The 13,157-nt window shown below is 69.6% G+C and carries 13 protein-coding genes; 10 read left to right on the top strand and 3 right to left on the bottom strand.

Features of this window, described 5'->3' with window-relative positions; genetic code table 11:
• Positions 1 to 120: 120 nt before the first annotated feature.
• Positions 121 to 1,047, bottom strand: coding sequence for an RNA polymerase sigma factor SigF (locus KCH87_RS23600; RefSeq protein ID WP_210588211.1), 927 nt, complete (start codon positions 1,045 to 1,047; stop codon positions 121 to 123).
• 240 nt (positions 1,048 to 1,287) lie between these two features.
• Here KCH87_RS23600 and KCH87_RS23595 point away from each other — a divergent pair, with 240 nt between their 5' ends.
• The 6 genes from KCH87_RS23595 (at position 1,288) to KCH87_RS23570 (ending at position 6,614) form a co-directional block, all read left to right on the top strand.
• On the top strand, positions 1,288 to 1,665 hold the full coding sequence (locus KCH87_RS23595; RefSeq protein WP_210588210.1) for an STAS domain-containing protein: 378 nt from the start codon (positions 1,288 to 1,290) through the stop codon (positions 1,663 to 1,665).
• 205 nt (positions 1,666 to 1,870) lie between these two features.
• A complete protein-coding gene (locus KCH87_RS23590; protein ID WP_210588209.1) occupies positions 1,871 to 2,392 on the top strand; it encodes an ATP-binding protein in 522 nt (173 codons plus the stop codon).
• 181 nt (positions 2,393 to 2,573) lie between these two features.
• Positions 2,574 to 3,251, top strand: coding sequence for an LPXTG cell wall anchor domain-containing protein (locus tag KCH87_RS23585; RefSeq protein ID WP_210588208.1), 678 nt, complete (start codon positions 2,574 to 2,576; stop codon positions 3,249 to 3,251).
• A 38-nt stretch (positions 3,252 to 3,289) separates the two neighbouring features.
• The gene (locus KCH87_RS23580; RefSeq protein ID WP_210588207.1) at positions 3,290 to 4,141 is read left to right on the top strand and encodes a hypothetical protein; all 852 of its coding nucleotides are present in this window, start codon (positions 3,290 to 3,292) and stop codon (positions 4,139 to 4,141) included.
• A complete protein-coding gene (locus tag KCH87_RS23575; protein WP_374199022.1) occupies positions 4,138 to 5,220 on the top strand; it encodes a hypothetical protein in 1,083 nt (360 codons plus the stop codon). Before KCH87_RS23580 ends, KCH87_RS23575 begins: the two co-directional genes overlap by 4 nt.
• Positions 5,221 to 5,282: 62 nt before the next feature.
• A complete protein-coding gene (locus tag KCH87_RS23570) occupies positions 5,283 to 6,614 on the top strand; it encodes a hypothetical protein (RefSeq protein ID WP_210588392.1) in 1,332 nt (443 codons plus the stop codon).
• 132 nt (positions 6,615 to 6,746) lie between these two features.
• Here the strand turns inward: KCH87_RS23570 and KCH87_RS23565 are convergent, their stop codons facing one another.
• Positions 6,747 to 8,285 (bottom strand): peptide MFS transporter, encoded by a 1,539-nt coding sequence (locus KCH87_RS23565; protein WP_210588206.1) that lies wholly within the window; start codon positions 8,283 to 8,285, stop codon positions 6,747 to 6,749.
• Positions 8,286 to 8,787: 502 nt separating this feature from the next.
• Here KCH87_RS23565 and KCH87_RS23560 point away from each other — a divergent pair.
• Together KCH87_RS23560 and KCH87_RS23555 are read left to right on the top strand one after the other, a co-directional pair.
• A complete protein-coding gene (locus KCH87_RS23560) occupies positions 8,788 to 9,465 on the top strand; it encodes a response regulator transcription factor (protein ID WP_037748267.1) in 678 nt (225 codons plus the stop codon).
• Between the two features lie 13 nt (positions 9,466 to 9,478).
• The gene (locus tag KCH87_RS23555; protein ID WP_210588205.1) at positions 9,479 to 10,753 is read left to right on the top strand and encodes an ATP-binding protein; all 1,275 of its coding nucleotides are present in this window, start codon (positions 9,479 to 9,481) and stop codon (positions 10,751 to 10,753) included.
• A gap of 17 nt (positions 10,754 to 10,770) precedes the next feature.
• Here KCH87_RS23555 and KCH87_RS23550 read toward each other — a convergent pair whose 3' ends face one another.
• The gene (locus KCH87_RS23550; RefSeq protein ID WP_210588204.1) at positions 10,771 to 11,334 is read right to left on the bottom strand and encodes a GtrA family protein; all 564 of its coding nucleotides are present in this window, start codon (positions 11,332 to 11,334) and stop codon (positions 10,771 to 10,773) included.
• Between the two features lie 163 nt (positions 11,335 to 11,497).
• Here KCH87_RS23550 and KCH87_RS23545 point away from each other — a divergent pair, with 163 nt between their 5' ends.
• Complete coding sequence (locus tag KCH87_RS23545; RefSeq protein ID WP_210588203.1) at positions 11,498 to 12,637, top strand: 5-(carboxyamino)imidazole ribonucleotide synthase; 1,140 nt, start codon at positions 11,498 to 11,500, stop codon at positions 12,635 to 12,637.
• On the top strand, positions 12,634 to 13,155 hold the full coding sequence (gene purE / locus KCH87_RS23540; protein WP_210588202.1) for a 5-(carboxyamino)imidazole ribonucleotide mutase: 522 nt from the start codon (positions 12,634 to 12,636) through the stop codon (positions 13,153 to 13,155). The genes KCH87_RS23545 and purE overlap by 4 nt, the downstream gene beginning before the upstream one ends.
• Positions 13,156 to 13,157 lie beyond the last annotated feature (2 nt).

Genomic DNA, 13,157 nt, shown 5'->3' with positions numbered 1-13,157 from the left:
TTCCTGACCTACCGGCCAGTCTGGAGTGACCGCTGGGACGCGCGGGCGCCTTTGGGGAAACAGGGCGACGAAAAGCGGCCCGGCAGGTGCCGAGCCGCTCCTACGTCCGTCGAGGACGGGTCACTCCTCGACCGTCAGACCCTTCCGCAGCCGCACCAGCGTCCGCGACAGCAGCCGTGACACATGCATCTGTGAGATCCCCAGCTCGTCGCCGATCTCCGACTGGGTCATGCCGGCGACGAAGCGCAGGGAGAGGATCTTCCGGTCCCGGGACGGGAGTTCCGCGATCAGCGGCTTCAACGACTCGACGTACTCGATGCCTTCGAGCCCGTGGTCCTCGTAGCCGATGCGGTCCGCGAGGGCGCCCTCGGCGTCGTCCTCCTCCGGCTGGGCGTCGAGTGAGCTGGCCGTGTACGCGTTGGACGCCGCCATGCCCTCGACGACCTCGTCCTTGGAGAGACCGAGCCGCTCCGCCAGCTCTCCGACCGTTGGGGCGCGGTCGAATTTCTGGGCCAGCTCGTCGCCGGCCTTGGCCAGGTCGAGCCGGAGCTCCTGTAGCCGGCGCGGTACGCGCACGGACCAGGAGGTGTCGCGGAAGAAGCGCTTGATCTCGCCGACGATGGTCGGCATCGCGAAGGTGGGGAACTCCACACCGCGGCTCAGCTCGAAGCGGTCGATCGCCTTGATCAGGCCGATGGTGCCGACCTGGATGATGTCCTCCATCGGCTCGCTGCGGGAGCGAAAGCGGGAGGCGGCGAACTTGACCAGCGCGAGGTTGAGTTCGACGAGTGTGTTGCGGACGTACGAGTATTCGTGGGTGCCTTCCTCCAGCGACTCCAGCCGCTCGAAGAGGGTCTTGGACAGGGCCCGCGCGTCCACCGGCCCCACCTCGTCGTAAGGGGGGATGTCCGGGAGACCGGCGAGCAGGTCGTCCTGCTCTGGGGGTACGTCCGCGTCCGCGATGGGATCCAGATGTTCCGGGGGGGATGTCGACGTCGCTGTGTGGGTATGCGATGCGTCGAGCCGGGGTGACATGATGTCCTCCATCGTTCTCGGCATATGGCTGCCGAAGCCTGTACGTGCACTGCGGTGTGCGGCGCCTCCAAAGCCGGCCGTGTTTGGTTACGTGTAACTACTAGCCCTACCCGGTTTACCAAGCTCGCCGCAAGTGCGTTCTGTGGGGAAATGTCCGTTTCTGGGCGGATGTTCGGGTGTCGGAGGGCGTAGGGAAGGCGTAGTGTTCGAGGGCGTCAGTCAGCAGCCAAGACGTCGGGAGAGAGAGACGGCATGGACCGCGGCACGGTCGGCAGCGCACAGTCTGGCCGGCTTTTGGTGGAGGTCAGGGAAGAGGGCCCCAGTGCCGTCGTGACCCCGGCGGGTGAGCTCGATCACCACACCGCCGATTTGTTGCGTGAGCCACTCGAGGAATGTCTGGCCAAAGGATTCAGCAGGCTGGTCGTCGACTGCTCGCGTCTGGAGTTCTGCGATTCGACCGGGCTCAATGTGCTGCTCGGCGCGCGACTCAAGGCGGAGGCCGCCGGAGGCGGCGTACACCTCGCCGGGATGCTGCCCGTGGTGGCGCGTGTGTTCGAAATCACGGGGGCCGAAGCGGTCTTCACCGTGCATGACTCGCTCGAGGCGGCCCTGGCCGACCCGACCGGCTGAATCGGCCGGTATGAGCGCCCCGCCCGCCCCCTCCGGGACCGGCGGTTTCCGGGCGTCACACCCTTCGCACGGCCTCTGTGGCCGAAGACGGGGGTGTTCCCCGGGTTCGGCAGGGCAGGAGAAACGCGTACTGCCCTACAGCCGTACTGACCGTGTAGTGACTTCTTTGAATCGTGAACTGGTGAATCGGTGAGGTGAAGCGCTGATGAGCACCACCCGGCCCCACTCGCCGGGCGACCGCGGCCATGAGCCCAGCGGCGCGGAGGCCGGCGGCGCTTTCGGGGTGCCCGAGGAGGGCGCGTCCGTGCCGTCCGCCGGGCGCCAGGTCCGGCGGCTGAGCTTGGACGGTGAGAGTGGGGTTGTTCCGCTCGCCCGGGACTTCACCCGGCGGGCGTTGTATGCGTGGGGCTGGATGCCCGCCGCGACTGCCGACCAGCGGGCTGCCGCGGAGGACGTTCTGCTGGTCGTCTCCGAGCTGGTCACCAACGCGTGCCTCCATGCCGAAGGGCCGGACGAGTTGTTGATCGCCTGTGACAACAAGGTGATCCGGATCGAGGTGTCCGACCGGGGGGCGGGGCAGCCGGCGCCGCGGACTCCGCATCGTGCGGGGCGGCCCGGTGGGCATGGGATGTTCATCGTGCAGCGGCTCTGTCTGGACTGGGGGGTTGTACGGACTCCCGGGGTGGCCGGGAAAACCGTTTGGGCCGAGTTGGGGGCGCCCGCCTAAGCGCCGTAGGGCTTCGGTCGTCATGTGGCCGCGGGTATTCCGTGGCTGGTCGCGCAGTTCCCCGTGCGCTCTCGCATCGGCACATTTCCAACACTCCCTTTGTCTTCCCTCCTTACACGCCCCGGCGTACCTTGACGGCTCGATCTGATGTGCCGTCAGGAACTTGAGAGGGAGCGGAACCGTGTCGTACCGGAAACGAACCGCCGCGCTCGCGTCCGTCGCGGCCCTGGCCGGCTCGGCGGTGCTGATGGCCGCCCCCGCAGCCCGGGCCGAGGTCGTCGACGTCAACTACCAGTGCAAGACGCCGATCGGCGACAAGTCCGCCGTTTCGCCGATCGACATCAAGGGTGTCGAGAGCGGTGGCGGCTACAAGATCACCATGTCGTGGCAGAAGGGCGTCTCGTCCAGCCCGGTCGAACTGGGCAAGGGCGCGATGAACCCGAGCGCCACCATCAAGCTGGGCGGCGCCGACAGCGGCACGATGTCCGTCACCGGGCCCGCCAACCAGGAAGCGATTCCCGCCAACACCCCCATCAAGATCAATGACTTGACGGGCACCTACACCCCGAAGAAGACCGGCAAGGTCACCTTCACGGCGGCCATCCTCACCATCAAGGCGCTCGGCACGACGACGACCTGCACACCGTCCAACAGCCCCGGCCCCTCCCTGACCCTCGACGTCACGGCCGCCGAGGGCGCCACCGGCTCCACCCAGTCCGGTACCGACTCCGGCGCCGAACTCCCGCAGACCGGCCCCGAGGACTCGGCCATCGCCCTCGGCACCCTCGGCGGCACGGTGCTGCTGGCGGGGGCGGCGGGCGTGCTGTGGCTGACGCGGAGGAATCAGGCGGCGCGCTGACCGTCTGTGTCGTAGTCGTACGACTGTTGGAGCCGCCGATGTCGTCCGCTGCCCTCCGTGTCCTGATCCTGGCCGCGCTGATCCTGTCGGGTGCCGCGCCCGCCGCCTCCGCCGCCGACGGGTGGTCCCTCGCGCCCTCCGGCGGCGGGCGGCCGTCCTTCTACGCCGAGGGCGGGCCCGGGACGGTTCTCCAGGACACGGTGTCCGTGATCAACCGGAGCGGGGAGCCGGTCACCGTGCGGCTGCGGGGGACCGGGGTCGCGGTCGCCTTCGCCGACGGCTCGGTCCGGGTGCCCGCCCGTACGCGCGCCGATGTTCCCTTCACCGTGAGCGTTCCGGCCGGGGCCGCGCCCGGCGATCTCGCGGGAGAGATCGTCGCGCGGGACGGCGACGGGCGTTCCGGGACGGTGGCGCTGCGGCTGCGCGCCGTCGGGCCCACACTGTCCGCGCTGACCGTCGAGCACGTGGCGGTCGGCGCCGCCGGCATCTCGTACGAGCTGGTCAATCGTGGTACGACCGTCCTCGCGCCGACGCTCGCCGTCCGCGCCGACGGCGCCTTCGGCCGCCGCGTCCTCGACCGCGCCCCGCGCACCCTCCCCGTCGAACTGGCCCCCGGGCGCCGCGTCAAGCTCACCGAACCGTGGGCGGACCGGCCCGCCCTTGACTCGGTCGACGTGCGGCTGACGGTGACGGCGGCGGGCGGGGCGCGTGACGAGGCGGGGGCGTCGGTGTGGTGCGTGCCGTGGGGTGCGGCGGCGGGCGGACTGGGTGCTGTGGCGGCAGGCGCCGCCCTGGCGGTCGTACGACGTCGAAGGCGCCGTACGGCCGGAGCCGGCGAGGTACCCGAATCCCCGCGTACGGAAGTCGAGTTGACGGGAGCGGTGACGTGAGCGGCAAGCTGCGGATTCCGATGCTGGTCGCGGTGCTCGCGCTGCTGCTGGCGCCCCTGGTCGCACCGGCGGCCGCGGCGGAGAAGCCCGTCGTCGAGTTGTCCAAGTCGCAGGCGGGGACCGGGGGTTCGATCACCGTCACCGGGAGCGGCTGGCGGGCGCGGGCGCTGCTGATGATTCTGATCTGCGGGCAGTCCGTACCGTCCCGCGGAGTGATCGGCGGGACCAACTCCTGTGCCAACGCGGACGGAAGGGCGGTGACGACGGACGGCGAGGGCCGGTTCGAGCGGAAGCTGCCGGTCGCCGAGCCGCCGGTGCCATGTCCCTGTGTGGTGCATGTCGCCACCGTGACCGGGGCGAAGGCCGAGGCGGACGCCATCTTCCAGGTCGCCGGGCATGCGGTGGAGCCATTGCCGGCGGAGGCGGCCGGCGGGCGGCTGTCGGTGCTGACGGACACCCGGCTCGACGGGTCCAGTGGGCTGCTCACCTGGTTCGGGGCGCCGCCCACGCGCTCGCTGGTCTTCACCGTCGGCAATGTCGGCACCTCGACCATCAAGAACCCGGTCTTCCAAGTCGGCACCTCGCACGGTGTGTTCGCCCCTGAGTGGCAGGACCAGCAGTGGCGCGGCACCGTCGAGCCCGGCCGGAAGGCGCGCATCGAGCTGCCGGTCGAGCTGTCCGGCGGCGCGCACGGCGACTACACCGTCTCGCTCAAGTACGGCGGGAAGGTCCTCGCCGAGCAGCCCTGGGGCGTGGGCCGGCCGTGGGGCGTGACCCTGTTCTGGGTCCTGGTCTGCCTGGTCGTGCCGGCGGCGGTGTTCCGCGTCGGGATGGCGGTGGTGGACCGGGTGCGGCCGCGTCGCGGTACCGGCCGCGGGCGGCTCCGTATGCCCGAACTCGCCCTGCACCTACCGAAGTTGACCCACTCCTCGACGGGAAGCGACGTACCCGCCACTTCGACTTCGACCCTGCCGTGGTTCACCCCGGACGCCGATCCGGGCACGGCCGGTCAGCTCTCCGCACCGCACGACGACAGCCCGACGAGTCCTACGACTCCCACCAGGAAGGGACAGACGTGAGCAAGCCAAGGAGAGTCACACCGGCCCGCGGACGCAGAACGGGCGCGGCGGGCGTCGCCATGATGCTGGGCGGCGCGGGCATCCTGATCGGTGTCACCGCCGCGCCCGCCCAGGCCGCCGAGGTGTCGTACGCCACCGAGTGCATTCCGCCGGCGATCTCCGGACTGCCGCCGGTCCAGGGCACGACCAAGGTGGAGATCACCGCGCCCGCCGAGGCCAAGGTCGGCGACGAGGTCGAGATCACCTGGAAGTTCGTCCAGGCCGCCTCCAAGAACCCCGACATCCTCGATCTGGAGAAGGACACCGTCCAGCCGACCGGGACCCTCAAGGCGGCGGGCGCCCAGACCGGGAACGTCGCGATGGAGGGGCCGCGGACCAACCCGCCGATCCCCAAGAACAGCGACATGAAGCTGTCCGACATGAAGGGCAGGCTGAAGCTCACGGCGGCCGGTGAGGTGACGCTGACGCCGGACGCGTACAACATCAACGTCAACAAGCCGATCTCCACGGACACCAAGTGCTCTCCGAAGGAGACGGTGCAGAAGGCCGCGACCATCAAGGTGACGGACGGGGGCGGGAGTTCGGGCGGTACGACGGGAGGGTTGCCGACGGGGCTGCCGACGCTGCCGACCGGAGTGCCGACGCTGCCGACCGGATCGGCGTCCCCCACTGAGAGCGAGACCGGCGGCGACACCGGCGGCGGTTCCGGCACTGGTGGTTCGGACACCGGAGGTTCCAGCACCGGCGGGGACGACGGCGGCCAGACCGACTTCACCGGCAAGGAGGTCCAGGTCCCGTACGAGTGCAAGACGCCGATCGGTGACAAGGAGGCGACCTCGCCGGTCCAGATCAACGCCAAGAAGAGCGGCGGGAGTTTCGACCTCACCGTGCAGTTCAAGAAGTCGGTGATGGACAGTCCCGCCGACATCCCGGCCGATTCGGTCAAGCCGTCGATGGAGGTGGCCCTGGGCGGCGCCGACACCGGCACGGTCCATGTGGAGGGCCCCACCAACGCCGAGCCCATCAAATCGGGCGACCCGATCGAGATCCCGGACCTGACCGGCACCTACAAGCCGGGCGCGAGCGGCGAGTCCACCCTCTCGCCGGGCGTCCTCACGATCGAGGCCCTCGGCACGACCACGACCTGCACCCCGGCCAAGTCGGAGGTCTCCCTGACCCTGGACACCACCGAGCAGGCAAGCGGCGCTTCGGGCGGCGGCTCCGGTTCGGCCGGTTCGGCCTCCGGCGGCGGCTCCTCGTCGACGGACGGCGGCCTGGCGGCCACGGGCTCCGACGAGCACAGCACCCTGAAGGCCCTGGGCCTGGTGGCGGGGACGGCCGTACTGCTGGGCGGCGCGGTGTTCACGTTCATGCCGGGGAGGCGGCTGCGGTAAGGGTGTTGGTGGTGTGACCGTGCCGGGGCGGCCTCTGGGGTGGAGACCAAGGCCTGACGGCCGACGCGCGTCATACGGCGAGGGCCGCCGCACATCATGTGCGGCGGCCCTCGCCGTATGCGGGGCGGTGCGTCAGCGCACGTCGCCCATCAGTGTCTTGACCTTCCGGCGGTACATCCACACGGCGACTCCGGCGAGGGCAGCGAGGGCCGCCTCTCCGAAGACGGCGCCCTTGCCGCCCAGGTCGACACCGGCTATGGCCGGGTTGGACAGCAGGCTGGTGATCGAGTCGCCCGCGGTGACCGCGAGGAACCACACGCCCATCATCTGGCTGGCGTACTTGGCCGGGGCCATCTTCGTCGTCACCGACAGGCCGACCGGTGACAGGCACAGCTCACCGACGGTCTGGATGAAGTAGATGCCGACCAGCCACATCGGGCTGACCGCGGTGCCGTTCGCCGCCATGCCGAGCGGGATCAGGAAGAAGAAGAACGAGACACCGATCAGGACCAGTCCCATCGCGAACTTCACGATGGTGCTCGGCTCCTTGCCGTTGCGGTTCAGCCACAGCCACACCCAGGCGAACACCGGGGCCAGCGCCATGATGAACAGCGGGTTCAGCGACTGGTACCAGGAGGACGGGAAGTCGAAGCCGAGCAGCGAGCCCGCCGCCTTGCCCTCGCCGAACGCCTGGACCGTGGACGCGCCCTGGTCGTAGATCATCCAGAACACGGCTGCCGCGACGAAGAACCAGATGTAGCCGGACATCTTCGACTGCTCGGTGGCCGTCAGTTCCTTGTCCCGCTTGATGCGCAGCAGCACGCCGGCCGGGACGATCAGGCCGATGACCGTGAGCGGGATCATCGCCCAGTTCAGGGTGAAGTGACCGGTGTAGCCGACGACGCCGTAGAACACGGCAGCGGCGATCAGCCAGAGCAGGCCCTTGCGCAGCCAGACCGCGCGCTCCTCGGCCGCCAGCGGCTTCGGGACGACGCTGCTCTGCGGGCTCAGGTGGCGGGTGCCGAGCAGGAAGGCGGCCAGACCGATCGCCATGCCGACCGCGGCCATGCCGAAGCCGAGGTGCCAGTTGACCTCTTGGCCGACGGTGCCGATGGCCAGCGGGGCGAAGAACGCACCCGCGTTGATGCCCATGTAGAAGATCGTGAAGCCGCCGTCGCGGCGCGGGTCCTCAGGGCCGTCGTACAGGTGGCCGACCATCGTGGAGATGTTGGCCTTGAGCAGACCGGAACCGGCCGCGACCAACGCCAGACCGGCGAAGAACGGTGCCTGGCCGCCGGGCAGTGCCAGCACGAGGTGGCCTGCCATGATCGTGACGGCGGCGATGGCCACCGTCTTGCGGGGGCCCCAGACGCGGTCACCGAGCCAGCCGCCGGGCATGGCGAGCAGGTAGACCATCGCCGAGTAGACAGAGACGATCACCGTCGTGGTGGCCACGTCCATGGCGAGGCCGCCGCCCATGCTGTCCTTGCCGGCGCCGGGGCCGCCGGAGAGCAGGTAGACGGTGAGCAGGGCCTTCATGCCGTAGTAGGAGAACCGCTCCCACATCTCGGTCATGAAGAGAGTGGCCAGTCCGCGGGGGTGGCCGAAGAAGGTCTTCTCGGAGCCGGGGGTGCCCGGTGAGGCCGAGTCCTTCGTCAGGCTGGACGCCATGGTCGATCCTTGCTGGTCGGGACGCGCTCCAAGAGCGATGCGCGCCCGGTGGGGGGAGGCCGGCACCGGCCGGGACGGTCCGTCCACCCCCACGCCCACGGGGAGTCCGCTCCGGGTTACGGAACGGTGGACGGTGCCCACCGGGATCCACGCCCCCACCGACTGGGGGCCCGGCCACAGGTCATTCCTTTCAAGGCTGGCCGGGGCCAGCCCGCACACAAAAGAGACCTTCAGCGTCAAGTACTCGCCAAAGGTCCCCGCGGTGCTACAGGCGTTCGTTCACCATAAGGCAGGACACCGCCGGATATGGAAGGACTTGAGACACGGATCACAGGTGTCGGCGGAACCGCAAGCATACTTTCCAAGGTCCCTGTGCATTCGCATCGTGGAGCCGCAGGTTCGGCCGGAAGTATCCCAAGGTAAGAATCGCTCCATGGGACGGTAAGAATTCGGCTCGCCGATCACACCCCGGCTCTTGTCATCCGCGGACTACCATCACCTCATGACCCGTGTACTGCTCGCCGAGGACGACGCGTCCATCTCGGAGCCGCTGGCCCGCGCCCTGCGCCGGGAAGGGTACGAGGTCGAGGTGCGTGAGGACGGACCCACCGCGCTCGACGCCGGCATCCAGGGCGGCATCGACCTGTGTGTCCTGGACCTCGGCCTGCCCGGCATGGACGGCCTGGAAGTGGCCCGCCGGCTGCGTGCCGAAGGCCACACCGTCCCGATCCTCATCCTCACCGCGCGCGCCGACGAGGTGGACACCGTCGTGGGCCTGGACGCCGGCGCCGACGACTACGTCACCAAGCCCTTCCGGCTCGCCGAACTGCTCGCCCGGGTCCGGGCCCTGCTCCGGCGCGGCGCCGCCGAGCCCCAGCAGCCGCCCGCCACGCACGGCGTGCGCATCGACGTCGAGTCGCACCGCGCGTGGATGGGCGACGAGGAACTCCAGCTCACCGCCAAGGAGTTCGACCTGCTGCGGGTCCTCGTGCGGGACGCCGGAAGGGTCGTCACCCGAGACCAGCTGATGCGCGAGGTCTGGGACACCACCTGGTGGTCGTCGACCAAGACCCTCGACATGCACATCTCCTGGCTGCGCAAGAAGCTCGGCGACGACGCGGCGAACCCCCGGTACATCGCCACCGTGCGCGGAGTGGGCTTCCGCTTCGAGAAGAGCTGAGTAACCAGCTTCCATGCGCCGTCGACTGATCCAGTCCACGCTCGCCGTGGTGCTCGTCGTGATCGCCGTCTTCGGCGTCTCCCTCGTGATCGTCGAGACCCGGACGATCAGCAGCACCGCGCAGGAGCGGGTGGACTCCGAGGCGATCCGGCTCGCCAGCATCGTGGACAGCCGGCTGATCGCCACCGGGGCCGTCACGGCGGACGTGCTGCGGGAGCAGGTGCCTGCGGAGCGCTACGCCGTGATCCGGATCCCGGGTGAGAAGCCCATCGAGATCGGCACCAAGCCCTCCGGCGACACCATCAGCGCCACGCGCACGGGCGAGCAGAAGGAGACGGTCACCGTCCAGGAGCCGCGTTCCGTGGTGACCCGTGAGGTCTGGCGGACGTTGCTGATCATCGCGGCGGTGGCGTTGCTTGCGGTGGTCGCCGCGGTGCTGCTCGCCGTACGGCAGGCCAATCGGCTAGCCTCACCGCTCACCGACCTCGCCGAGACCGCCGAACGGCTCGGGTCGGGTGATCCGCGGCCCCGGCACAAGCGGTACGGCGTCCCGGAGCTGGACCGGGTCGCGGATGTGCTGGACGGATCCGCCGAGCGGATCGCCCGCATGCTGACCGCCGAACGCCGGCTGGCCGCCGACGCCTCCCATCAGCTCCGTACACCGCTCACCGCGCTGTCCATGCGGCTGGAGGAGATCACCCTCACCGACGATCCGCACACGGTGAAGGAGGAGGCCACGATCGCGCTGGCGCAGGTGGAACGTCTCACGGACGTGGTCGAGCGGCTGCTCACGAACTCCCGCGACCCCCGTACCGGCTCCGCCGTCACCTTCGACCTCGACGAGGTCATCCAGCAGCAGCTCGCCGAGTGGCGGCCCGCGTACCGCAGTGTGGGGCGGGCGATCGTCAGCTCGGGCAAACGGCATCTGCACGCCGTGGGGACGCCGGGTGCGGTGGCACAGGTGCTGGCCGCGCTGATCGAGAACTCCCTCATGCACGGCGGCGGCACGGTCGCGCTGCGTACGCGTGTCACCGGTAACCAGGCCGTGGTCGAGGTGACGGACGAGGGGCCGGGGGTGCCTGCCGATCTCGGGGCGCGGATCTTCGAGCGGGCGATCAGCGGGCGGAACTCCACGGGGATCGGTCTTGCGGTGGCGCGGGATCTGGCGGAGGCCGACGGGGGGCGACTGGAGATGCTTCAGGCCGCGCCGCCGGTGTTCGGGTTGTTCCTGTCCCGTACGGCCACGGAGAAGTCGGGGGCGGGGGAATCCGAGCCGACGGTTCGGTAGCCGGGGGCTCGGCGTGATTACGCGGAGCGGCGGCCGGCAGCCGCAGGTGCGGGCCGCTCCTCGGTGGGTGAACCCTTGCGCTGCTCCGTCAGGAACGATTCCGCGTCGGAGATGGCCTCTTTGGCCGGGAGGGTCTTGAAGACCCAGGTGCGGTACGACCAGAAGCGGAAGAGGGTGGCGACGCCGATGCCGAGGAACTTGAAGATGTTGCTCTGGAGGGGGCTGTCCCAGCCGAAGCCGTAGGTCGCCGCGTAGAGCACGCCGTTCTCGATGACGAGGCCGACCACGCTGAACAGCAGGAACAAGGTCAGTTCCTTGGTGCGGCGGCTCTTGTCACGGTCGCGGTACGTGAAGTAACGGAACCCGACGTAGTTGAAGACGATCGCCACCACCGTCGCGATGACGCTCGCCCGCACCACCTGGAGGTCGGTGACATGCCGTACCAGGTTGAACACGAGGAGGTTGACCAGGAGCCCCGCGCCACCCACCGCCCCGAACTTGGCGATCTCACGCACGAGCCGGTCGATGCGCTGTCGCAGCGCTTGGGGGGCCGAATGAAGCCCCGAGGAACCATGTCCCATGGTCGTGCAGGCCCCCATCAGTCGGATTTCGTCAACGCAGCCATGCTAACCACCCCCCATTGCAAACGCCTGTGGGCCGGAGCACACCCAGGGGAAAGGCAGCGGAAAGCCTTGGGAAAGGCGCGGAATCCGGCCGCGGTGGCGTGACCGATACCCTGGGGTCGTGACGTTCCCGGTAGTCGGCATGGTCGGCGGAGGCCAGCTCGCTCGTATGACACACGAGGCAGGCATCCCGCTAGGCATCAGGTTCAAGCTCCTCAGTGACACCCCTCAGGATTCCGCGGCGCAGGTCGTCAGCGATGTCGTCATCGGCGACTATCGCGACCTGGACACGCTGCGCGCCTTCGCACGCGGCTGTGACGTGATCACCTTCGATCACGAGCACGTCCCGACGGAGCATCTGCGGGCCCTCGAAGCGGACGGCATCCCCGTCCGCCCCGGCCCCGACGCGCTCCAGCACGCCCAGGACAAGGGCGTGATGCGCGCGAAGCTCGACGCGATCGGCGTGCCCTGCCCACGGCACCGCATCGTCAGGGACACGGAGGACGTCGCCGCGTTCGCCGGAGAGGGCGACGGCTTCCCGGTCGTCCTCAAGACCGTCCGCGGCGGCTACGACGGCAAGGGCGTGTGGGTCGTACGGACCATCGAGGAAGCCGCCGAGCCCTTCCGCGCCGGCGTGCCCGTCCTCGCCGAGGAGAAGGTCGACTTCGTACGGGAGCTGGCCGCGAACGTCGTACGGTCGCCGCACGGCCAGGCGGTCGCGTACCCCGTCGTGGAGTCCCGTCAGGTCGACGGCGTCTGCGACACCGTCATCGCGCCCGCCCCCGGCCTCGACCGTCATCTCGCCCTGCGCGCCGAGGAGATGGCGCTGCGTATCGCCAAGGACCTGGACGTCGTCGGCCATCTCGCCGTCGAGCTGTTCCAGACCCGCGACGGCCGCATACTCGTCAACGAACTGGCCATGCGCCCCCACAACTCCGGTCACTGGACCCAGGACGGGGCCATCACGTCCCAGTTCGCCAACCATGTGCGGGCCGTGCTCGACCTCCCCCTCGGCGACCCGCGGCCCCGCGCCAAGTGGACCGTCATGGTCAACGTCCTCGGCGGCGACTACCCCGACATGTACTACGCGTACCTGCACACCATGGCCCGCGACCCCCAGCTCAAGATCCACATGTACGGCAAGGACGTGAAGCCCGGCCGCAAGGTGGGTCACGTCAACACTTACGGCGACGACCTGGACGACGTGCTGGAGCGCGCCCGTCACGCTGCCGGCTATCTGAGAGGCACGATCACCGAATGAGCCCAGTTGTTGGCATCGTCATGGGTTCGGACTCCGACTGGCCCGTCATGGAGGCCGCCGCGCAGGCCCTCGACGAGTTCGAGATCGCGTACGAGGTCGACGTCGTCTCCGCGCACCGGATGCCGCGCGAGATGGTCGCGTACGGGGAGCAGGCCGCCGAGCGGGGTCTCAAGGCGATCATCGCGGGGGCGGGCGGCGCCGCCCACCTCCCGGGCATGCTCGCCTCCGTGACCCCCCTCCCGGTCATCGGCGTCCCCGTCCCGCTGAAGTACCTGGACGGCATGGACTCGCTGTTGTCCATCGTGCAGATGCCGGCCGGTGTCCCGGTCGCCACGGTCTCCGTGGCCGGCGCGCGCAACGCCGGTCTCCTCGCCGCCCGCATCCTCGCCGTGCACGACGAGGAACTCCTCGGCCGGATGCGTGAGTTCCAGCAGGAGCTGAACGACCAGGCCGCCGAGAAGGGCCGGCGCCTGCGCGCCAAGGTCGAGGGCGCCAACGGCTTCGGTTTCGGAAAGTGACG

The organism is Streptomyces sp. GESEQ-35, from assembly GCF_017948485.1.
In the GTDB taxonomy this organism is placed as follows: domain Bacteria; phylum Actinomycetota; class Actinomycetes; order Streptomycetales; family Streptomycetaceae; genus Streptomyces.
The sequence above is the reverse complement of the archived record's forward strand: the minus strand, read 5'-3'. Positions and strand labels throughout refer to the sequence as shown.